This window comes from Flavobacterium panacis, assembly GCF_024649945.1.
In the GTDB taxonomy this organism is placed as follows: Bacteria; Bacteroidota; Bacteroidia; order Flavobacteriales; family Flavobacteriaceae; genus Flavobacterium; species Flavobacterium panacis.
Genome location: NZ_JANKMS010000017.1, coordinates 46044 through 68134, shown reverse-complemented (window position 1 = coordinate 68134; position 22091 = coordinate 46044). Strand labels below are relative to the sequence as shown.

Sequence of the window (22091 nt, the reverse complement as noted above, 5' to 3'; positions counted from 1 at the left end):
TCAATCTAAACTGATGAGTAAAATTGAAAATAATAATTCAACAAAACGGATTATTAGTAATAAAAAAACGGTGCTTTTATCAAGCGCCGTTTTTAGTTTTATATAAAAAGATTACCAGATTTTAACTCGTTTATCTGGTTCCAAATACATTGGATCTCCTTTTTTGATTCCGAATGCCTCGTAGAAAGAATCTAAGTTTTTGATTGGCACAACCGCTCTGTACATTCCTGGAGAGTGTGGATCTGTTTTTACCTGACTTTTAATTGCTTCGTCACGAGATTTTGTTCTCCAAACTGTAGCCCAAGAAATAAAGAATCTTTGTTCTGGCGTTAATCCGTCAATCAAACCTGGGTTTCCGTGTTTTTTCAGATACAATTGCAAACCGTCATAAGCTGCGTTAGTTCCGCCTAAATCTCCGATATTTTCACCTAATGTAAATTTACCATCTACAAAGATTCCTGGAAGTGGTTCTAATGCGCTGTATTGAGCTGCCAATTGACCGCCAAGAGCTGTAAATTGTTTTAAATCTTCTGGAGTCCACCAATCCACTAAGTTTCCATCAGCATTGTAACGAGCTCCAGAATCGTCAAAACCATGAGAAATTTCGTGACCAATTACGGCTCCAATTCCACCGTAATTAACTGCTTCGTCAGCTTGGTAATTGTAGAAAGGTGGCTGTAAGATTGCAGCTGGAAATACAATTTCGTTATAAGACGGATTGAAATAAGCATTAACCGTTTGCGGAGACATTCCCCACTCTGTTTTGTCAACTGGTTTTCCGAGTTTAGCTAAGTTTTCAGCGTATGCCCATTTTGAAATGTTTTTCATATTATCAAAATAAGTACCGCCTTCATTTACATTCTTAAGTTCTAATTTTGAATAATCTTTCCATTTGTCTGGATATCCAATCTTAACAGTCAACTTATTCAGTTTCTCGATTGCTTTAACTTTCGTTTCTTTCGACATCCAAGGTAAAGCATTGATTCTGTTTTCGTAAGCCAGCATTACATTCGCAATCATATCTTTCGCTTTGGCTTTTGCTTCAGCAGGAAATAATTTTTCTACATACAATTTCCCTAAAGCTTCTCCGGTCGCTCCGTTGATTACTTGTAAAGCTACTTCTTCGCGCGGACGTTGTTTTAAAGCTCCTGTTAATGTTTTTCCGTAGAAATCAAAGTTGGCATTTTCAATATCTGTCGTTAAAGTTGAAGCTGCTTTATTTAATAAAGACCATTTCAAATATTCCTTCCAAGCCTCTACTTTCTTTTCTGTGAAAGTTTTTTCCAAAGCGATCATGTAACGAGGCTGTGCCACATTTACTGTATCTAATTTTGCCATTCCGATTCCTGAGAAATATTTTTCCCATTGAATAGAAGGTGTATTCTTTTTCAAATCGGCAACTGCTGTTGGATTGTATTGTTTTCTTCTGTCTCTTCTCTCCACACGATCCAGTCTTGGAGCCGACATTTCGATTTCTAAAGCCACGATTTGTTTTGCACTTTCTTTTGCTTTCGCTGGAGATTCTCCAATATACTGCATCATTCGAGCAACATGAACTTCATACTTTTCACGTTTTTCTTTAGAATCTTTATCATCAGAATTGTAATAATCTTTATCGGACAATCCTAAGGTTCCCGGGCTTAAGGTTACAGCATTTTTGTTACTGTTTTTAGCATCAGCTCCAACATAAACGCCGAAGAAACCAGATCCGCCAGCAAGCTGCATTTCAGTTATGTAATTTTGAAGATCCGCTACATTTTTAATAGCATCAATTTTCTTTAAATAAGGCTGAAGTGGTGCAACTCCTCTTTTATTTCTTCCAACAGTATCCAAAATAGTATTGAATAAAGCAATGGCCTTACCTTGATCTGTATTTGATTTGTACTTTGGATCTTTTGATGCTGCCTTTAAAATAGCAAGAGCATCGTTATCGGTCTTTTGACGAAGTTCATTAAAACTCCCCCAAGAATTACGGTCACTTGGAATTTCCGTTTTGTCTAACCAGGTTCCGTTTACATAACGGAAAAAATCCTGACTAGCACTAACTTTAGGATCCATGTAAGAAATATTAATTCCTGGCTCCTTTGGTTTTTCATTTTGTGCTTCGACTGCTGTTAATGAAAACATTGCAGAAACCACACAAAACACAGGCTTAGAAAGTTTTTTAATCATTTTTGTTTAGTTTTTTAGTGTATTTACAAACATATTGTTATTATTTTTAATTCAATGTTAAAATTCTAAAATAATTGATTTGTAAGAATATGATTCTGAAAAATTAGCATTTCAGGTAAATAAAAACGGCGCTGAATACAGCGCCGTTTTAAGAATACTATTATTTTGATTACCAGATTTTAACTCGTTTTTCTGGCTCAACATACATTTTATCTCCTTTTTTAATATCGAAAGCTTTGTAGAAAGCATCAACATTTTGGATTGGTACATAAGCTCTGTACATTCCTGGTGAATGCGGATCGGTTTTTACCTGATTTTTGATTGCTTCGTCTCTTGATTTTGTTCTCCAAACAGTTGCCCAAGAAATAAAGAAACGTTGTTCAGGTGTAAATCCGTCGATTAAACCTGGATTTCCATTTTGTTTCAAATACAATTGTAATCCGTCATACGCAGCATTAATACCACCTAAATCTCCAATATTTTCACCTAAAGTAAAATGACCATCAACATGAACTCCTGGAAGTGGCTCAAGTGCACTGTATTGGTCTGCCAAAGCAGTTCCTAAAGCTGTAAATTGTTTCAAATCATTTTCTGTCCACCAGTCTACTAAGTTTCCTTCTGCATTGTAACGTGCTCCAGAATCATCAAATCCGTGAGAAATCTCGTGTCCGATTACGGCTCCAATTCCACCATAATTAACTGCTTCGTCTGCCTGATAATTGTAGAAAGGCGGTTGTAAGATCGCAGCTGGGAATACAATTTCGTTATAAGACGGATTGTAATAAGCATTTACAGTTTGTGGCGACATTCCCCACTCTGTTTTATCTACTGGTTTTTTCAGTTTATCAATACTTTCCTGGAATCCCCATTTTGCTAAGTTTTTCATGTTATCAAAATAATTTCCTCCTTCAGCAGTACTTTTTATCGTTAAAGCAGAATAGTCTTTCCATTTATCAGGATAACCGATTTTGATCGATATTTTATTTAGCTTTTCAATCGCTTTTACTTTTGTTTCAGGCGACATCCAAGTCAACGCATTGATTCTGTTTTTATAAGCCAAAATCACATTCTGAATCATTTTATACGCTTTCTCTTTTGCTTCAGCAGGAAATAATTTTTCTACATATAATTTTCCTAAAGCTTCTCCAACAGTTCCGTTAACCAAGTTAAGTGCTCTTTCTTCAGCAGGAAGTTGTTTGATTGCACCTCTCAAAGTTTTGCTATAAAAGTCAAAACGAGCATTATCAATAGCCGTTGTTAATTGTCCAGAAGCTCCGTTTAGTAAATCCCATTTCAAATATTCTTTCCACTGGTTTACCTTATTTTCTTTAAAAACGGTTTGTAGTGCTGTCATATATTTAGGTTCAGAAACAATTACAGAATCTACTTTAGTAATTCCTAAACCAGTAAAATATTCATTCCATTTAATTGCTGGAGTTAATTTTTGAATATCAGCAATCGTCATTGGGTTATATTGTAAACGGCTGTCTCTTCTTTCTACTCTGTTTAATCTTGGTGTAGATAATTGTGTTTCTAATGCCAAAATCTCAGCAGCACTTTGTTTTGCTTTTTCAGGAGATTCTCCAATAAACTGAAGCATTCTCGCTATATGTAATTCATATTTAGCACGTTTTTCTTTAGAATCCTTATCGTCTGCAGTGTAGTAATCTTTATCTGGAAGTCCTAGACCGCTTGGCGCAAGGTTTACAGAATTTTTCGAGCTGTTTTTATCATCTGCTCCAATGTAAATTCCGAAGAAACCTGAACCACCTTCTTTTTCCATTTCTATTAAATATTTCTGTACATCAGCAACATTTTTAATAGCATCGATTTTTTTCAGGTAAGGTTTTAATGGTTCAATTCCTCTTTTATCTCTTCCAATTGTATCCAGATAAGTGTTGAATAAATTTACGGCTTTTCCCTGATCGGTATTAGATTTATATTTTGGGTTTTTAGAAGCTTCTTTTAAAACCTCCATTACATCTTTATCCGTTCTTTTGATCAGTTCATTAAAGCTTCCCCAAGTTGTACGATCGCTTGGAATTTCTGTTTTTTCTAGCCATGTACCGTTTACATATTTGAAAAAATCCTGACTTGGGCTGACTTTCGTATCCATATAAGATACATTAATACCTGGTTCTTTTGGGGCATTTTGAGCCTGAACTGCTGTTAGCGAAAACATTGCAGATATCACACCAAACACAGGTTTAGCAAATTGTTTTTTCATAAAAATTTATAGTTTAAGGAAAAATACAAACATATTGTTATTATTTCAAAAATTATGTTAAAATTATAACCGGAAATTTAAAATCATGAATAAATTTCACAAATCAGAATTAAAACTATTTTACTTAGTCTATAACTCCACTATAAATGTTACAAAAGCCTGTTAAAAAAATAATACAGTAAAGTTTTTAAAATCTGCTTTTTGTATTTTTGCGCCAAATTATTTTTATGAAATCTCTTTTATACAAATACCGCAAATTCTTTATTGTTTTAATAGTATTTTCGGCAGTTACGATATCTTTATTTTATTCGGCATTAAAACCTAAAAAGACACTTCCAATCTACAATCCCGCCGATGTAAATCCTGAATTAGTAGATAGTACCGTTCAATATAAAAGTAAATACCATACTATTGCAGATTTTTCTTTTGTAAACCAAAATGGCGATACGATTACCCAGAAAAATTACGAAGGAAAAATTTATGTTGCCGATTTCTTCTTTACAACTTGTGGTTCAATTTGTCCAAAAATGACAACTAACTTAGAAGAAGTTCAAAAAGCGGTTTTGAATAATCCGAAAGTGATGTTGCTTTCACATACTGTATTTCCTGAAGTCGACAGTGTTTCGGTTTTAAAAGAATATGCCATAAAACATCATGTTGTAGACAGCAAATGGAATTTGGTTACTGGAGATAAAAAAGAAATTTATACGATGGCTAGAAAATCCTATCTGGCTGTAAAATTAGGAAGACCAGATCAGCTGTACGATATGGTTCATACTGAGAATTTTGTTTTGGTCGATCAAAAACGTCGCGTTAGAGGATTTTATGACGGAACAAATAAAGAGGACATGAAACGTCTTTTAGAAGACATCGATTTCCTTTCTCAGGAGTAAAATCCCTTATTTTTAGAAAGTTTTAGCATTTGTGTAAGCAGAAAATGCCAGTATATATAGAATAATTACCTATTTTTGCAATCTAAATTCAATCTAAATAAGCTTGCAAAATACAATCCACACTCTGAAAAAAGGCGAGAAAGCCATTATCAAAGATTTTGATATCGATCTTATTCCACTTAAATTATTAGAAATGGGTTGTCTCCCTGGCAGCTTAGTTGAATTACTACAAGTTGCTCCTTTTGGTGACCCATTATATTTAGATATTAACGGTTCGCATGTTGCCATTCGTATTGAAACCGCTCGTGAAATTGAAGTTGAACTTATCCAAAACAATTTATAATGAGCGTTCAGAATATCAATGTTGCCCTTATCGGAAATCCTAATACCGGAAAAACTTCTGTTTTTAATCAATTAACAGGTCTTAATCAACAAGTTGGAAATTATCCAGGAATCACTGTTGAAAAGAAAATGGGATTCTGTAAATTACCCAATAACGTAAAAGCTAACATTCTGGATTTACCCGGAACGTATAGTTTGAACGCTAGTTCGATGGACGAAAGTGTTGTTATTGAACTTTTATTAAACAAAAACGACAAATTATATCCAGACGTAGCAGTGGTTGTAACAGATGTTGAAAATCTGAAACGAAACTTACTGATTTACACTCAAATAAAAGATCTTGAAATTCCGACGATTTTGGTCATTAATATGTCTGATCAAATGGAAAGAAAGGGAATTTCCTTAGATATTCCTTTTTTAGAAGAAAAGCTGAAAACAAAAATTGCTTTGGTTAGTTCACGCAAAGGCCATGGAATCGAAGAGTTGAAAGAGCTGATTGTTTCTTATAAAACGATTCCGCACGAACCTTGTTTAAATGCTTCGGTAATTGATCCTGAATATTTTGAAAAGTTACAACACGCTTTTCCAAATCAATTAATGTATAAATTGTGGCTGGTAATTACGCAAGATGTTAATTTCTCAAACTTAGACCGAAATGAAGTTCGAAATACATTTACTAAATCACATTCAGAATTAAAACGTCTTCAACAAAAAGAAACCATCAAAAGATATCAGTTTATCAATGATGTTTTAAAAGAAGGTTTAAAAATTGATGCTTCGATGGCAAAAGATATTCGTGCCAAACTAGACCGCGTTTTAACGCATAAGGTTTTTGGTTACGTTATTTTCTTTGCGATTTTGTTTTTGATTTTCCAATCGATTTTTAGTTGGTCAACTATTCCAATGGATTTTATTGACAGCACTTTTGCTTCCTTAAGCAGCTGGGTTGCCGAAGAATTACCAAGTGGAATTCTAACCGATTTACTTTCGCAGGGAATTATTCCGGGAATTGGAGGAGTTGTTATTTTCATTCCTCAAATTGCGGTGTTATTCTTATTTATTTCTATTTTGGAAGAAAGTGGTTATATGAGCCGTGTTGTATTTTTAATGGATAAAATCATGCGCCGATTTGGACTTTCAGGAAAAAGTGTCGTGCCTCTGATTTCAGGAACTGCTTGTGCGATTCCGGCCATTATGGCAACGAGAAATATTGAGAACTGGAAAGAACGCCTTATTACGATCTTAGTAACGCCATTCACGACTTGTTCGGCAAGATTACCCGTTTATGCCATTATCATTTCACTAGTTGTTCCGAGCAAACGAGTTCTTGGTTTTCTAAATGTTCAGGGATTAACTTTAATGTCATTATACGTCTTAGGATTTTTTGCAGCAATTTTATCTGCTTATATTTTGAATAAAGTTTTAAAACTGGAATCTAAAACCTATTTCGTAGTCGAAATGCCAAGTTATAAAATGCCACTTTTCAAAAACGTTGGAATCAATGTTGTAGAAAAAACAAAAGCATTTATCGCTGGAGCTGGAAAAATCATTTTAGCAATATCCGTTATTTTATGGTTTTTAGCATCTTACGGTCCAGGAAAAGAATTTAATGATGCTGAAAATATCGTAAAAGAAAGATTCGCCAATACTACTCTTGACGAAACTCAGTTTGAAAACGAAGTGAATTCTCAAAAATTAGAAAATTCATATATCGGATTAATGGGAAGAGCAATCGAACCAGCAATTCAGCCTTTAGGTTATGATTGGAAAATCGGAATTGCTTTAATTAGTTCGTTTGCAGCACGTGAAGTTTTTGTTGGAACTCTGGCGACTATTTACAGCGTTGGAGATACTGACAACGAATCGACCATAAAAAGCAAAATGCAAGCAGAAGTTCGTCCTGATACTGGAAAGAAAGTCTTTGATTTCCCAACAGGAATTTCTTTATTGTTATTTTATGCTTTTGCTATGCAATGTGCCAGTACACTGGCCATTACCAAAAAAGAAACCAATTCGTGGAAATGGCCCGCTATGCAGTTAGTTTTCATGAGCGGATTAGCCTATTTTGCCGCCTTAATTGCGTATCAAGTTTTAAAATAAAAAGTTATGTTTCAAGAAATTATAGCCTTTGTCCTATTAGGATTCGCCGTCGCCTTTTTGATTAAAAAGTTCTTTTTTAAATCGAAAAAGAAAAAAGATTGCGGTAACGGAACAGATTGCGGTTGCAGCTAGATTTCGCAGAGATTCACAAAATAAAAAACAAAGCTTCACAGAGATTTAAAACTCTTGTGAAGCTTTTTCTTTTGTATTCGAAAAAGTAGAAATTTTAATTAGAAAAAAAATGTCTTATTATAATGGTTTAAAGTCTTTTAGGTCATCATACTGACACTTATAAAAATTACTTTTGAAAATTAAAATACATTCAAAATGACAAAGTTTGAAAAAAATGAGATGGTTAGAAACAATAGAGTAACGAGATTGCTTTGGTTCTCTTTTGGATTTTTATGCGCTTTTGGAATAATGTGTCTTTTAAAATCCAGAATGTAAATTACAAAAAACTCCCACTAACCTAAAATACAAACGGCTCCAGATAGGAGCCGTTTTTTATTTATAATCGAGAAGCAAGACTGAGACTGTTACTGAAAACCGAGCACTATTTCAGACCTTCCCACTCTGCATAAAACTGAGAAAGAAATGTTTCCATAAAACGATGTCTTTCTGCAGCAATTTCTTTTCCCTTTGGGGTATTCATTTTATCTTTTAACAACAAAAGCTTTTCATAAAAATGGTTTATCGTTGGAGCATTGTTGTTTTTATACTCCTCCTTTGTCATATTCGTAACTGGAGCAATTTCGGGATTGTATAAAGCTCTGTTCTTAAATCCGCCATAGTTAAATGCCCTAGCCACACCAATCGCACCAATTGCATCTAAACGATCGGCATCTTGCACAACATCCAATTCAACCGAAGAGAACTTTCTTTCGAAATTTCCGCCTTTATAAGAGATATTTTCAATGATATTGACAACATGGGCAATGATATCCTCAGAAACATTTTGAGCTTCTAAAAACGCTCGTGCTGTTTTTGGCCCAATAGTTTCGTCTCCGTTATGAAATTTACTGTCTGCAATATCATGCAATAAAGCACCTAATTGCACAACGGTAATATCGCAATCCGTATCTTTTGCAATTAAAAGCGCATTTTTATAAACACGTTCAATATGAAACCAATCATGTCCGCCTTCGGCATCGTTTAGTTTCTCTTTTACAAATGCAATGGTTTTAATAATTAATGCTGAATCGCTCATAAAGAAGTTTTTACTATTTATAAAAAATGTTGACTGCTAAAGATCAAAAACCTTCAGCAATCAACAGTACTTTTGGAAATTTAAATTTTCGATTTTCAAATTTTAAACCAACAATCTAAAATCTAAAATCAACAATCTGAAATAATCTATAGTCTCGCAGGTTCCACCCATTTAAAGATGTGCGATTCTTGTGGTATTACGATTCTTTCAGAGATTTTTGCCATACGAGCTGGCAATTTCATTAAATAGTCACGTGCTTTTTCGGCTTCATCAGTCAAATTCGAAATTTTGTCAATTTCCCATTTGTTGATTAATTTCTGCATGATTTCTACGTAATCTGTCGCTGTATAAACGCCGATACGTTGTGCAGAATCTGAGAATTGTTCAAAAGCCGTACTAATTTTTTGTCCAGATTCTCTCAAGAAGTGAGCTGGCATAACGATTTTTTGCTTCATCATGTATTGAAACGCCAACATCATTTCGCTTGGGTCAACTTGGAAAATTCTAGTTACAAATTCGCTATAGGCATGATGGTGACGCATTTCGTCTCCTGCAATCATTTTACACATTTTAGACAACTTATTATCGCCAAATTTCTTTGCGATTTGAGAAACTCTATTGTGAGAAACATAAGTTGCTAATTCCTGGAAACTAGTGTATACAAAGTTTTTGTACGGATCAGATCCAGTTCCAATATCAAAACCGTCGTTGATTAAATGCTGTGTTGTCATTTCGATTTCACGCATATTTACACGACCAGACAAATACAAGTATTTATTCAAAAGATCTCCGTGGCGGTTTTCTTCTCCGGTCCATTGACGGATCCATTTAGACCAACCGTTTCCACCATCTTCTACTTGGTTTACACCTTCTACATCCATTAACCAAGACTCATATGTAGGTAAAGCTTCCTCAGTGATCGTGTCACCAACAAGCGTAACCCAGAAATCGTATGGAAGTTCTTTAGCAATTTCGCGTAATTCTTTTACCTCTTCAAAGAAATTTTCTCCTTCAGAATTTGGTAAAAAATCAGACGGCTGCCAAATTTTTTCCACTGGAATTAAATACTGTTCCACGAAGCTATCCACGTTTTTTTCCAAAAACTGCATTACTTCTAATCTAATGTTTTTTATAGACATTACTTATTTATAGATTTGGGTTTTACATTTTGGCTCGGACCAAAACTTAAACCTGTTTATACTCATTTATTCCTTCCTTAACTGCTTTTTCAGTAATCTCCATCAGCTCTTCAAATTTGTAATCTTTAACAGCCAAAGCTGGATGAGCTGTAAATTTCAGGTGATTTCCTAAACCAACAGGAAAAAAACCAAATTTTACCATTTTCCAAGAATTATTGATACTCACAGGTACAACATATGCAGATGGCGCATATTTGCATAAAATTTTTAAGCCGCTCTGAGCGAATTCTTTCGGAACACCCGTTTTACTTCTTGTTCCTTCTGGAAAAATAACGGCAGATCTAGTATTTTTTTCGATATATTCAGACAAGCCTTTGATAACTGGTATCGCTTGTTTAGGGTCTTTTCGGTCAATTAAGACAGATCCTCCATGTTTCAGATTGTATGAAACACTTGGAATTCCGCTTCCTAATTCCTTCTTACTTACAAATTTACAATGAAAACGTCTAAAATACCAAATCATTGCCACGATATCGTACATACTTTGGTGATTTGCCACAAAAATAATCGGCACTCCCGTCGGAATTGTATCTCTATTTTCGATTGTATATCTTGTTCCCACAAGATTGGTACATCTTAAAAGGAAGAAGTTTAAATAATCAACACTTTTTTTGTGAGCTTGGTAACCAAAAACATTTAAACAAATCCACTGAATTGGATGAAAAACAGCCAAACATAAACCAAATAATAAATAGTAAATTACCGATATTGGATAAGATATAATTTTTTCCATGCTTCAAAAATTAATGCGCAAAAGTAATAAATATATTTTTAGACTTATTAAAATTAAAAACAATAACCGTTTTTCTGGTTTAATTGTACCTTTGTACCAAAATTTGCAAATTTTTTCTGAATTAAATGAACTTTACTTACCCTAAAAACGAGCGTTTAAAAAGCAAAACCACCATTGGATTACTGTTTTCTGAAGGGAAATCGGTTTCTAAATATCCGCTTCGTTTGGTTTACCGTCAAGCGGAAGAAAATTCAGAAGAACAGACTAAGATTGGCGTTTCGGTTTCTAAGAAATATTTCAAGAAAGCTGTAGACCGCAATTACTTCAAAAGAGTTTTGCGAGAAACGTATCGATTGAACAAACATTTGCTTTTGGATAATCTGGATCAGTCGTATTCGATTATGCTTTTTTATCAAACCAAAGACCGATTGTCTTACGAAGAAATCAACACCAAAATGATTCAGCTGTTTGAGAAATTTTCACTACAAATAAATAAACCTCTGGATTCTGAAACAAAAACAGAAGCGTAAATCCCAAAAAATAAGATTAATAAGCAACTTAGACAAAAAAATCGTAGTTTTAGCTCTAAATCGAAATTCTATGCGAAATCTTCTCTTTTTAGTTGTTTTTGTTTTAATTCTTTCTGGGTGTAATAAAGCTGATGCTTCAGCAGAAGAAAATTATGCTATTGCTACAGTACAGCTTCCTCCAAAAAGTGAATCTGCAGCTTATGATAAAAAACCAAGTCCCAACGATGCACTTCCTCCTCCACCGCCGCCGCAAGTAGATCAACAAATTGAGCAAAAAATTATAAAGGAAGCTACTTTAAAGTTTGAAACTGATAATTTAGAAAATGCTTTCGCTCAAATTCAAAAAGCGGTTGCAAATAGTAAAGCAAGAATAATAAATGATTCTGAGGGAAAAGATTTTGCAACTCTATTTAGAAATCTTACCATAAAAGTACCAAGTCAAAATTTTGACCGTTTTATAAATGATGTTTCAAAAGGTGTATCCTATTTTGAAGTTAAAAATATCTCTGCACAGGATGTTACTGAAGAATTTATAGATCTAACTTCTCGTTTAAAAACGAAGAAAAAATTGGAAGAACGCTATCTTGAAATTTTAAAGAAAGCCAATAAAGTCAGTGAGATTTTAGAAATTGAAGAACAAATTTCGAATATTCGCGAAGAAATCGAAGCCAAAGAAGGTCAACTGAAATATCTGGAAAGCCGCGTTTCTGACAGTACCATAACTATTGAATTTTATAAAACAATAGCAGAAAAAGAAGGAGTTAAAATATCATACGGTTCCAAAATTTGGAGCGCGATTGAATCCGGATTCTATAGTTTATCCGATTTATTGCTTTCGCTATTAAGCGCTTGGCCGTTTGTCATTTTATTTGTTTTATGTGCCTATTTTATTAGAAAAAGATTAAAAAGAAGAAAAAAAGAATAATCATGTATCCGTATTTCAAAAAGAAATTTATTATACCAGTCGCTGCGGCGGGAATGTTGTTTATTGGAACCAGTTTTAAAGAAGACTTTTTTGAGATTGCCAAACAGATCGAAATTTTCACCACTTTATTTAAAGCCGTAAATACGAATTACGTCGACGATACCAATCCAGGAGATTTGATGGACAAAGCCATTAAAAGCATGTTGGCAAGTCTGGACCCGTATACGGTTTATTTTAACGAACAGGATGTTGTCAATTTTAAAATCAACAATACGGGAGAATATACCGGAATCGGTGCTTTGATTTCCAGAAAAAAAGACCGTCTGATTGTTCGTGAACCTTATAAAGATTATCCTGCTGACAAAGCTGGACTTAAAGCAGGTGACGAAATCATTCAGATTGGTGACGTTTTAATTGCCGATTTTAAAGATGATGCTTCTCAATTATTGAAAGGAACAAAAAATACTAAAATCAATATTAAATATCTTCGTCAAGGAAAACCGAATACCACCGTTTTGGTTTTGGATGAAGTAGATATTAAATCGGTTCCATTTTACGGAAAAATTGATGATAAAACAGGTTATATTGTTTTAGCACATTTTAGCAGAAAAGCTTCGAATGAAGTGAAAGAAGCGCTTGAAAAACTAAAAGCAGACGGAGCCAAACAAATCGTTTTAGATTTACGTGGAAATCCTGGAGGTTTATTGAACGAAGCGATTGATATCTGTAATTTATTTGTTCCTAAGAATGAAGTGATTGTAACCACTAAATCGCGAATTGAAAAACACAACAATACTTATAAAACACAAAAAGAACCAGTTGACACACAAATTCCGTTAGCGATTTTAGTAAACGGAAGAAGTGCTTCGGCTTCTGAAATTGTTTCGGGTGCTTTGCAGGATTTGGATCGCGCTGTTATTTTAGGAAGCAGAAGTTTTGGAAAAGGTTTGGTACAGCGTTCTGTTGATTTAACTTACGGAACTCAATTAAAAGTGACTATTTCCAGATATTATACTCCTTCGGGAAGATGTATTCAAGCTTTGGATTATGCGCATAAAGACAAAAATGGCGTGGCTCAGAAAACAGATGCTAAAAACTTCAATGCTTTTAAAACCAGAAAAGGCAGAACCGTTTATGACGGTGGTGGTGTTTTACCAGATATCGAACTGGACGAAACCAAAACGAGTGCCATTGCTACAGCTTTGATCAAAAATGACGGCGTTTTTGACTATGCCACAACATACTATTACAAAAACCCAAACTTGGGAGATAAAATTCCAGTCATAACTGATGCAGATTATGTAGCTTTTAAACAATATCTAAAAACCAATAAAATCACTTTTGATACCGAAACAGAAATCGCTTTAAAAAATACTTTAGCTGCAGCTAAAAATGAAAAAATAGACGAAACTATTGCTCCTGAATATCAGCAGTTATTGGCCGCTTTAGAAAAAAGTGAAACTACTTTACTGGACAAAAACCAAAAAGAAATCAAAAGTATGATTCAGGAAGAACTGATTAAAAGATACCAATATCAGGAAGGTTTATATCAGTTTTATATCAAAAACAATTCAGAAATTAAAAGAGCGGTTGGTGTATTAAACAACCAAGCCGAATACAAAACTATTTTGAAAATGTAATTAAGATATTCTAAAAGGACTTTTTAACTAAAAACCATAAAAAAAGCCGTTTAGAAAAACTAAACGGCTCAAAAATACAATGGTTTTGGTTAGAAAAATTAGTAGTTTTTTAAATTTTTAATTATGAAATATTAGAAATTCGTTAACCTCTTTACAAAGAAACATTACATTATTTCTAAACACATCCAGAAGAAGTTTTTAAAATGATAGAAAAGGACAAATTTCCTTTTTAATACCACATTGCAGCTACAATTTACACTAAAACAACTTAGAACTCCTCTAACAACAAATAAACGCTAAAAAGGCTTCTTTTTTTTGTTGTTTTGCCACGAAGGCGCAAAGGCACAAAGTTTTTTCATTTGCTATTCTGGTGAAAAAACTTTGTGCCTTTGTAACTCTGTAACTTAGTAGCTCCTAAAAAAAACTATTTTTTTGTCATTACAATTTCCATGCTTTTATATTCGGAGCCGTCTTTTGTATCGTACATCTCCATTTTTCTTGTTTTTGGATCTACAATGGTGTAGACTTCTCGATAAGGTGTTTTTTTGCCGTTTACCGGATTTACCATTTCGCCTTTTAGCTCCATACTTTTTTTACTTTCATCGTATTTTCCCATGGCAACCATCATTCCAGTTCCCATATTATCTATGAATGTTGTGGTGTACTCTTCGCTGGCATTGTTGTAAGCTAAAGTGCTTTTTCCTTCAAATGGTTGTCCCATCATCGTTCCTTTATAATCGGCTTCCTGGTAACGTCCTCCCAAAATCATTCTGATTACAGCTACTGAAGTTGCTTTCTCTGGTTTCCCATTAGCTTCTGACCAAAACGTCATATCGCAATTCCAAGTTCCAACCTCGTCTGCCATCATTTTATGTGGATTTCCTGGAGTGGCATATTCTTGCCAAGCTTTCATTTGTGCGGCAGAATCTAATGGTTCTTCAATAAGTGGTTCTTCGGTTTTAACCGCTAAGGAATCGGTTGCTGTTGTGGTTTCGGTCTTTACTTCTTTTTTACACGAAATAAAGCACAAGGTTATTAGTACGAATGCGGTGGTTGCTTTTTTCATAACTATTTGTTTTTATGTTTGTTACTAATAAAAATACGAAAATTATTTTGTTTCAGGTTTCAAATTCTCTTTGAACTTTGTGGATATTCAACTTGAAACAATGCATAATGAATTGTAACGCAAAGCTCGCAGAGGATTTTCGCGGAGAACGCTGTTATTCTTTTCTGAGAAGGCTGAGATCGCAGAGAACTATTCTGTATGTTAAACGATAGCTATATTGAAATAGATTAACGTAAAACATATAATTAACTTTAGGAGAAAGCAATGTTCAACTTGAAACAATCCATAATGAATTGTAACGCAGAGCTCGCAGAGGATTTTCGCGGAGAACGCTAATATTCTTTTCTGAAAAGGCTGAGATCGCAGAGAACTATTCTGTATGTTAAACGATACGTATCCAAGGTTGAAACCTTGGGCAATATTGAAATAGATTAACGTAAAATATATAATTAATTTTAGGAAAAAAGTTCGCAGAGAATTTCAAAACTCTAGCACATAACTCATAATTCCTAACTCTTAACTTATAACTTCCAAATTTACCTCTTATCTACTTTTACTGATTTGATAATGGCTTCCAATTCTAGCATAAGATCACGTTCCTGATTGGAAGGTGAATAACAAAATCCTTCTATAACCAAAAGACGGTTATAAGCTTTATCTACAATCGCATAATTGATAAAAGGGCCTGCCATAAAATCGTTCTTGAGTTCCCAAGTTCCTTTCGTTTCGAAGGCATCTTTATTGTCTAATGTCACTTTTGAAAAATAAGGAGCATAAGCATCACTTGTAATCATTGGCGTATTGGGTTCGCGTCCTTTAATGTAACGCCCAACAGAGTCACGCATGCTTACAATCGAGTTTACGACATCTTTTTTCTTCTCAAATTTATGAAGTGGAATTTGGTAGACCAATAAACTGGTATTGCCACTGATGATTTCTTTCTTTAGCCAGATAAAATTCTTTTTATGCAGCATATATTCATATCCTGTCGGAATCTGAAGATCGATATGGAATTTATTCTTGATGATTGCAGGATTCAACAACGACTTACTGTTGTCTTCCTGTATTTTCTGAATTTCGGCATTACGAATTTGTCGTATTATTTCAGGCGAATTTAATTCTATACTGCAAATAATATCGTCTACAGATTTTCCGTAAATACGAAATGTATTGTGTGGAAGTGCTTTATTATGAATAACCTCGAACTTATCTGCTGCAGCTTTTTTAACTACAATTATGCTTCGGCTGTCGGTTACAAACCCTTCAAGTAATCGGGCAGGATATTGATTAATGGTAAAAAGCGGTTCTTCCTGAGTAAGTCCAAGAACCGGAGAAGCAAATTTATTTCGAATACTATCTCCTACCTCTCCATACCATAACTGATCATCAATAATGATAGAAATTGTATTGGTTTTTCCAGAAACTGATTCGTTCTGTTTCTCTCCTTTAAAACAGGAAATCAAGAAAAACGGAAGTAATAGCAATAAAAAATGGGTTTTATTCATTTTTTTAATTTATGAAATAAAACCCAAATTTAATAAGATTATTCTATTATCCGTTTATTTTAAGTTTCATTCCCGGTTTAATATCTTCATCTTTAATACCATTCCATTTTTTAATATCTGAAATTGTTACTCCAGGATATTTTTTAGAAATGCTATATAAAGAATCTCCTTTTTTAACGTAATAATCTTCGCTAACGTTTTTAGAAGGTGCTTTTTTCTTGAATGAATCAACCGAGTTTGATGCAATTGCTGTTGAAACAGGCTCTTCTATAACTATTGCTGCTTTAGAAATAATAAGTGTTTTTCCTAAAGTAATGTTATTTGAAGTTAAATCGTTAAGTTCTTTTAACTCCGCAATAGTCGTACCGAATTTCTTTGCAATGCTACCTAAATTATCACCAGCTACTACAACATAGTCCATATCGACTGCTGTAGGTTTCGTTTTTTCATCTGAAGAAGCAATAGCTTCTTCTCTTTTATCTACAACAGGAGCTGTTTTAACTGGAGTTTCGTCATCAGTTTTAATTTTCAGACTTCTTCCAATAGCAACCGCATTTGTTTTTAGATTATTCCATTTTTTAAGTTCGCCGATGCTTACATTGTATTTAGAAGCAATGGCTCCTAAATTATCTCCTTTTCTAACTTTATAGAACTCAAAATCGCTATTATTGATTGTTGCAGGTCTTGCAGATGCTGGTTTAGCTTTTGGAGCATATTTAGCAGCCAATCTCGATGAAGTCGTACTAATTTCAGAATCGTGTTTCACGTAAGCATAAATCTGATCTTCGTTGGAAACAAAAGTAGCTACTTTGTCTTTCGGAAGTCTGATAAAGTGCTGTTCTCCCTGATAAAAAGGAACAACATTCATTTTATAAGATGGATTTAAAAGCTGAATTTGTGATTGAGGCATGTCTAATAAATCAGCAATTTGTTTAAAAGACATTTGATTTTTTACACAAACAGTATCGGTTTCAAAGTTTTTAACCACTGCTCTTTCTGGATTAATTCCGTGTTCTTTATGATATTCAAAAAGATACATTGTAGCTAAGAAAGCCGGAACATAACCTTGTGTTTCTTTTGGAAGGTAATTACGAATGTCCCAGTATTTTGTTTTTCCTCCAGAACGACGAATCGCTTTGGTAACATTTCCTGGACCTGAATTGTAAGAAGCTAAAACCAGTTCCCAGTCTCCAAAAATATTAAACATTTTGCTCATGTATTCTGAAGCTGCGGCTGTAGCTTTAAGAGGATCGCTTCTTTCGTCTATATAAGAATCAATTTTTAAAGCGTATTGTTTTCCGGTTCCGTACATAAATTGCCAGAGACCCGTGGCGCCCATTCTAGAAACTGCTTTAGGGTTTAAAGCAGATTCTACAACAGCTAAATATTTTATTTCCAAAGGAACATTTTGTTTAGCAAAAGCGTCCTCAAACATTGGGAAATAATATTCTGATAAAGCCATTAATCGAGAAAACGATTTTTTACGGTTCTTAAGAAATGACTTTATTATATTTTCAAGACCTTGATTGTATTCAATTTCAAAAGGTGACTTTTGATTCATCGCCGCTAACCGCTGTTTTAGCAATTCGGTCGGCAATTCTTCATCGACAGTTACATCCTTGTTGATGGTTTGTATGTCTTTTGTTAAATCATCGTAAATATCGAGACTTACTAATTCATTCATCCATAAACTATCGACTTTTGTAGCCAGATTGTTCGTTTTGAATGTGCTTTTAATAGAATCTAAATACGACAACTTAATGTCTTGCTTAATCTCTTTTGGAAATTCTGCAGATTCCTGCGCAAACATCGATAAAGAGAATAAAGCTGTCACCACTAAGGATATTTTCTTTACAATCATATAACATTATTTTAAAATTCTGTAATTCAAACAATTACGAGAGTTGTATTTTTGCAAACATAAGCCCTTTATTCAAAAAAAGTGTTTAAAAAAATGTTAATTGTGATATTTTAGTCTAAAATCGCAGCGATTCCAGGTAAAATTCTTCCTTCTAACATTTCTAACATTGCTCCACCACCAGTAGAAACATAGCTCATTTTATCTTCAAATCCGAATTGTTTTACTGCAGCAACAGAATCTCCACCACCAACTAATGAAAATGCTCCATTTGCAGTAGCTTCTGCGATATAATCTCCTAATGCAATTGTTCCTTTAGAGAAAGTTTCCATTTCAAAAACTCCTAATGGACCATTCCAAAGAATTGTTTTTGATTCTAAAATAACTTTTTTGAAGTTTTCTCTAGATTTTGGGCCTGCGTCTAAACCTTGCCATCCGTCAGGAATTGCAGTTACATCTACAACCTGAGTATTTGCTGTGTTTGAGAAATCGTCTGCAGCGATAACATCAACTGGAATATGAACTTGTACTCCTTTTTCTTTTGCTAATCTTAAGATTTCTAAAGCCAAATCCAATTTATCATCTTCACAGATTGACTCACCGATTTTTCCGCCTTGTGCTTTAATGAATGTGAAAGTCATACCTCCACCAATAATCATGTGATCTACTTTATCTAAGATATTTTCGATAACCGTGATTTTAGACGAAACTTTAGAACCACCAAGAACAGCCGTTACAGGTTTTTCGCTGTTTTTAAGAACTTTATTTAAACTGTCAATTTCTTTTGCTAATAATGTTCCGAAACATTTTTTGCCTTCGAAAAATTGTGCAATGATTGTTGTCGAAGCGTGAGCTCTGTGTGCAGTACCAAATGCATCGTTTACATAAATATCTCCAAGAGAAGCCAATTCTTTAGCGAAAGCTACATCTCCAGCTTCTTCTTCAGCGTGGAAACGTAAATTTTCTAATAATAAAACTTCACCTGGCTGTAAGTTTTTAGCAGCTGTTTGAGCTGGTTCTCCAATACAGTTTTCAGCAAACTTAACCTCAACTCCTAAAATTTCAGAAGCTGTTTTTAAAATATGTTTTAAAGAATATTTTTCTTCAGCACCTTTTGGTCTTCCTAAGTGCGACATTAAGATGACACTTCCGCCTTGAGCTAAAATAGCATCAATTGTAGGCTTTGCTGCTTCAATACGTGTGGTATCAGTTACATTAAAATTCTCATCCAACGGCACATTAAAGTCTACACGGATAATTGCTTTTTTATTTTTAAAATCGAAATCGTTTAAAGTTTTCATCTAGATAATTTTTTAGTTTTTTTTAGAAAGAAAAACAAATATAGGACTTTTAGGTAACTAACAAATTCGAATAAACTAAAAAAGAAGCAGGAAAAAGAACGAAAACGTTATAAATTTATAAAAAAAATGCTTTATTTCAGAATAAAAACAATTTTAGAATAGTAATTCCATATCTATCACACATAAAAAAACCTTTTCTGTCAACAGAAAAACAGAAAAGGTAAAAAATGAATCTAGTTTATTTTTTGTTTTTGGAAGTTGGAATTAGTCTTCTGTCTGAATATAACAAATAGACAAATTATTCTGAACAGGAAACATAAGGGTTTCGTATTCGTTTTTGTTTTCTATATTTTTTGAAACCAGATAGTTTCCTTCTATAATTCCGAAATAATTTAATAACGGAGAATAGAAGGTCATTCCGATTTTATGCTTTGCGATATCTGTCACATCTGTGTTTATGATGTCTAACTGATAATTGATAAAAGGAAAATAATTGTTCCCTAAAACATCTGTCACGCGATGAAAATTTCCTTTTAATTGTTCGACGTATCCACTCGCAGCAATTCCTGTTAGAAAATGAAGTTGAATAGCTTTTTCATTTTCGCTTATTAATTCTCTAAATGTATTTTTTTTGTTTGCTCCAGAGTTAAACTGCTGACTTTGCATTTGATACTCTTTGAAAGTATCTTCAAAAACGTATTTATCCCACAAAAACGCAGACGATTGATCTATTACGATACGATAAGCCAGTTTTATTTTAGTTATTTTCATGCATCAAGTGATTTTAATGGAACTTCGATTACAATCAAAATTGCATTTTCTGATAGCGCTTCCCATTCGATTTTTTTGGTTTCTTTTAAAGCTAAACCATCTTTTGCCTCCAAGAGACGATCTTCTACTTCAAAAGCACCATTCAGTACAAATACAAAAACGCCGTTTTTAGAATTTCTCAACTTAAAAGAACCTTGTTTTCTTCCATCGTATATTCCGATAAATCCGAGAGCTCTTTCTACTTCAAATAAAGAATGTAGTTTGTTATGGTTATTAAAATCAAATTTATACTGCTGAAAATAGTTTTTGTAATACTGTTTTCCCATGTGAAACTCGATTTCCAAATAACTCACATTTTCATTTTCGTACGGATTAAAGATTTCAACTTTTAACTCGTCATCAGCAGCCAAAACTCGTATTTCGTCTACTCTTAAAAATTCTTCATTACCAATATTATCTTTATATTCTATTCCACCAAACAAAGGCAAAAGGATCACATTTGTTTTTGAATTTACAAATCTTGTAATGCGTTGCTGTGGTGCCAGTATGACTTCGTTTAAAATCTTAAGAGATCCAAATGCATTTCGTGATAAATCCTGATACTGTTCAAAATTAAAAGTAGCAAAACAATTGTGCTTCTCTGAATTGAAAAATCCTCTTGAATCTGACTTATAAATTTGGGTAGGAATCTGCGCTATCATGATAAACTATTTTTTAAAATTAACTTGCCACGTTGATCGTATGCGTTAAAACATATCCGTCGCTGATACTTCCGGTTACTGTGCCTAATTCGTTTGCAACTGAATCTGAAAAAACATTGTCCGATGCATTATACGTGTAACCCGACATTCCTTTTGTGTAACCGTTGGTGCTTGAAGCGTTTACCACTGCAACTGCGCTGTTTGTTCCTTCTGGAAAAGCAATTTGTGTTACCAACAAAGATGTTCCAGCAGAATTGTAAATGTGAACATGAACATGTGTTGCACGTCCAGAATACCATCCTGGAAAAATGGAGGTAAACGTTACCAAACCATTTTCGTCTGTCGTTTGTCTTCCTCTTAAAAAGTGAACTGATGTGTAATTTACAGATTGCATTCCTGTTCCGCCATATTCAGAATAATAACCGTCTTTGTCACAATGCCAAATGTCTACAATGGCATCTTTTAAAACTGCACAATTTGCTTTTGTGTTTTTAATAGTGATTTTAATAGTAAAACCTACACCTGTTCTGTCCATCACAATATTTGATTTTACTAAAGATGATGGTGAAATTGTTGGAAACGGACCTGCGGTTTCTGATGGTGTTACAGAACAACTGCTTGAAGAAGATCCAGAACCAGAACTTGAATCGGTTCCAGTTGATGATTCAGATGAATCACTATCCTTACTACATGAGTTTATGATTGGAATTGCCAAAGTACCAATTCCTACTAAACCCAAACCTCTTAAAAACTCTTTTCTTTCCATTTTTTGCTTTTTTTTAAATGTTATTCAATGAAATGATTAACAGTTATTTTGAAGTAAAATTATTGGAAATTGAGGCGTTGTAAAAAGTTTGAGGTAAACGATATTATTTATGAGGTAAACGGATGAAATATTTTTTTTTGCAGTAAATTTCTTAA

18 protein-coding genes are annotated in these 22091 nt (G+C 33.8%); 6 read left to right on the top strand and 12 right to left on the bottom strand.

Annotation, left to right across the window (positions count from 1 at the left end; genetic code table 11):
* Window positions 1-111: 111 nt before the first annotated feature.
* Together NQQ59_RS24050 and NQQ59_RS24045 are read right to left on the bottom strand one after the other, a co-directional pair.
* Window positions 112-2172 carry a M13 family metallopeptidase gene (locus NQQ59_RS24050; RefSeq protein WP_144216519.1) on the bottom strand — a complete coding sequence of 687 codons (2061 nt, stop codon included), beginning with the start codon at window positions 2170-2172 and terminating at the stop codon, window positions 112-114.
* Between the two features lie 169 nt (window positions 2173-2341).
* A complete protein-coding gene (locus tag NQQ59_RS24045; protein WP_144216517.1) occupies window positions 2342-4399 on the bottom strand; it encodes a M13 family metallopeptidase in 2058 nt (685 codons plus the stop codon).
* 227 nt (window positions 4400-4626) lie between these two features.
* Here NQQ59_RS24045 and NQQ59_RS24040 point away from each other — a divergent pair, with 227 nt between their 5' ends.
* The 3 genes from NQQ59_RS24040 to feoB all read left to right on the top strand — a co-directional run bounded on the left by NQQ59_RS24040 (window position 4627) and on the right by feoB (window position 7734).
* Window positions 4627-5292: an SCO family protein gene (locus tag NQQ59_RS24040; protein WP_144221547.1), complete on the top strand. Its 666-nt coding sequence runs from the start codon at window positions 4627-4629 to the stop codon at window positions 5290-5292.
* A gap of 103 nt (window positions 5293-5395) precedes the next feature.
* Window positions 5396-5635 carry a FeoA family protein gene (locus NQQ59_RS24035; RefSeq protein WP_144216515.1) on the top strand — a complete coding sequence of 80 codons (240 nt, stop codon included), beginning with the start codon at window positions 5396-5398 and terminating at the stop codon, window positions 5633-5635.
* Window positions 5635-7734 carry a ferrous iron transport protein B gene (feoB, locus tag NQQ59_RS24030; protein ID WP_144216513.1) on the top strand — a complete coding sequence of 700 codons (2100 nt, stop codon included), beginning with the start codon at window positions 5635-5637 and terminating at the stop codon, window positions 7732-7734. Before NQQ59_RS24035 ends, feoB begins: the two co-directional genes overlap by 1 nt.
* A gap of 553 nt (window positions 7735-8287) precedes the next feature.
* Here the strand turns inward: feoB and NQQ59_RS24020 are convergent.
* From NQQ59_RS24020 to NQQ59_RS24010, 3 genes are all read right to left on the bottom strand, one after another.
* Entirely contained in the window at window positions 8288-8941 is a 654-nt protein-coding gene (locus tag NQQ59_RS24020; protein ID WP_144216509.1) for an HD domain-containing protein, read from the bottom strand.
* A gap of 146 nt (window positions 8942-9087) precedes the next feature.
* Entirely contained in the window at window positions 9088-10080 is a 993-nt protein-coding gene (locus NQQ59_RS24015) for an acyl-ACP desaturase (RefSeq protein WP_144216507.1), read from the bottom strand.
* Window positions 10081-10126: 46 nt separating this feature from the next.
* Window positions 10127-10873: a lysophospholipid acyltransferase family protein gene (locus tag NQQ59_RS24010; RefSeq protein WP_144216505.1), complete on the bottom strand. Its 747-nt coding sequence runs from the start codon at window positions 10871-10873 to the stop codon at window positions 10127-10129.
* A gap of 125 nt (window positions 10874-10998) precedes the next feature.
* On the opposite strand from NQQ59_RS24010, the gene rnpA reads away from it, so the two are divergent.
* From rnpA to NQQ59_RS23995, 3 genes are all read left to right on the top strand, one after another.
* Window positions 10999-11403, top strand: coding sequence for a ribonuclease P protein component (gene rnpA, locus NQQ59_RS24005; protein ID WP_144216503.1), 405 nt, complete (start codon window positions 10999-11001; stop codon window positions 11401-11403).
* A gap of 70 nt (window positions 11404-11473) precedes the next feature.
* Window positions 11474-12328: a DUF4349 domain-containing protein gene (locus NQQ59_RS24000; protein ID WP_144216501.1), complete on the top strand. Its 855-nt coding sequence runs from the start codon at window positions 11474-11476 to the stop codon at window positions 12326-12328.
* Window positions 12329-12330: 2 nt separating this feature from the next.
* Window positions 12331-13968, top strand: a complete 1638-nt coding sequence (locus NQQ59_RS23995) for a S41 family peptidase (RefSeq protein ID WP_144216499.1) — start codon at window positions 12331-12333, stop codon at window positions 13966-13968.
* 424 nt (window positions 13969-14392) lie between these two features.
* Here NQQ59_RS23995 and NQQ59_RS23990 read toward each other — a convergent pair whose 3' ends face one another.
* The 7 genes from NQQ59_RS23990 to NQQ59_RS23960 form a co-directional block, all read right to left on the bottom strand.
* Window positions 14393-15034, bottom strand: a complete 642-nt coding sequence (locus NQQ59_RS23990; protein ID WP_144216497.1) for a DUF1579 domain-containing protein — start codon at window positions 15032-15034, stop codon at window positions 14393-14395.
* A 536-nt stretch (window positions 15035-15570) separates the two neighbouring features.
* Entirely contained in the window at window positions 15571-16539 is a 969-nt protein-coding gene (locus NQQ59_RS23985) for a DUF4837 family protein (RefSeq protein ID WP_144216495.1), read from the bottom strand.
* Window positions 16540-16585: 46 nt separating this feature from the next.
* The gene (locus tag NQQ59_RS23980; protein ID WP_144216493.1) at window positions 16586-18400 is read right to left on the bottom strand and encodes a LysM peptidoglycan-binding domain-containing protein; all 1815 of its coding nucleotides are present in this window, start codon (window positions 18398-18400) and stop codon (window positions 16586-16588) included.
* Between the two features lie 110 nt (window positions 18401-18510).
* Window positions 18511-19698, bottom strand: a complete 1188-nt coding sequence (locus NQQ59_RS23975; RefSeq protein WP_144216491.1) for a phosphoglycerate kinase — start codon at window positions 19696-19698, stop codon at window positions 18511-18513.
* A gap of 264 nt (window positions 19699-19962) precedes the next feature.
* On the bottom strand, window positions 19963-20469 hold the full coding sequence (locus NQQ59_RS23970) for a hypothetical protein (RefSeq protein ID WP_144216489.1): 507 nt from the start codon (window positions 20467-20469) through the stop codon (window positions 19963-19965).
* Complete coding sequence (locus NQQ59_RS23965; RefSeq protein ID WP_144216487.1) at window positions 20466-21170, bottom strand: pirin family protein; 705 nt, start codon at window positions 21168-21170, stop codon at window positions 20466-20468. Before NQQ59_RS23965 ends, NQQ59_RS23970 begins: the two co-directional genes overlap by 4 nt.
* A gap of 19 nt (window positions 21171-21189) precedes the next feature.
* A complete protein-coding gene (locus tag NQQ59_RS23960) occupies window positions 21190-21936 on the bottom strand; it encodes a dioxygenase family protein (RefSeq protein ID WP_144216485.1) in 747 nt (248 codons plus the stop codon).
* Window positions 21937-22091: the final 155 nt, after the last annotated feature.

Coding starts and splice junctions, on each gene's coding strand:
- NQQ59_RS24010 (WP_144216505.1), bottom strand. CDS start 10,873: ATGGAAAAAATTATATCTTATCCAATATCGGTAATTTACTATTTATTA.
- NQQ59_RS23970 (WP_144216489.1), bottom strand. CDS start 20,469: ATGAAAATAACTAAAATAAAACTGGCTTATCGTATCGTAATAGATCAA.
- NQQ59_RS23985 (WP_144216495.1), bottom strand. CDS start 16,539: ATGAATAAAACCCATTTTTTATTGCTATTACTTCCGTTTTTCTTGATT.
- NQQ59_RS24020 (WP_144216509.1), bottom strand. CDS start 8,941: ATGAGCGATTCAGCATTAATTATTAAAACCATTGCATTTGTAAAAGAG.
- NQQ59_RS23975 (WP_144216491.1), bottom strand. CDS start 19,698: ATGAAAACTTTAAACGATTTCGATTTTAAAAATAAAAAAGCAATTATC.
- NQQ59_RS23960 (WP_144216485.1), bottom strand. CDS start 21,936: ATGGAAAGAAAAGAGTTTTTAAGAGGTTTGGGTTTAGTAGGAATTGGT.
- rnpA (WP_144216503.1), top strand. CDS start 10,999: ATGAACTTTACTTACCCTAAAAACGAGCGTTTAAAAAGCAAAACCACC.
- feoB (WP_144216513.1), top strand. CDS start 5,635: ATGAGCGTTCAGAATATCAATGTTGCCCTTATCGGAAATCCTAATACC.
- NQQ59_RS23965 (WP_144216487.1), bottom strand. CDS start 21,170: ATGATAGCGCAGATTCCTACCCAAATTTATAAGTCAGATTCAAGAGGA.
- NQQ59_RS24015 (WP_144216507.1), bottom strand. CDS start 10,080: ATGTCTATAAAAAACATTAGATTAGAAGTAATGCAGTTTTTGGAAAAA.
- NQQ59_RS24045 (WP_144216517.1), bottom strand. CDS start 4,399: ATGAAAAAACAATTTGCTAAACCTGTGTTTGGTGTGATATCTGCAATG.
- NQQ59_RS23995 (WP_144216499.1), top strand. CDS start 12,331: ATGTATCCGTATTTCAAAAAGAAATTTATTATACCAGTCGCTGCGGCG.
- NQQ59_RS23990 (WP_144216497.1), bottom strand. CDS start 15,034: ATGAAAAAAGCAACCACCGCATTCGTACTAATAACCTTGTGCTTTATT.
- NQQ59_RS24050 (WP_144216519.1), bottom strand. CDS start 2,172: ATGATTAAAAAACTTTCTAAGCCTGTGTTTTGTGTGGTTTCTGCAATG.
- NQQ59_RS23980 (WP_144216493.1), bottom strand. CDS start 18,400: ATGATTGTAAAGAAAATATCCTTAGTGGTGACAGCTTTATTCTCTTTA.
- NQQ59_RS24000 (WP_144216501.1), top strand. CDS start 11,474: ATGCGAAATCTTCTCTTTTTAGTTGTTTTTGTTTTAATTCTTTCTGGG.
- NQQ59_RS24040 (WP_144221547.1), top strand. CDS start 4,627: ATGAAATCTCTTTTATACAAATACCGCAAATTCTTTATTGTTTTAATA.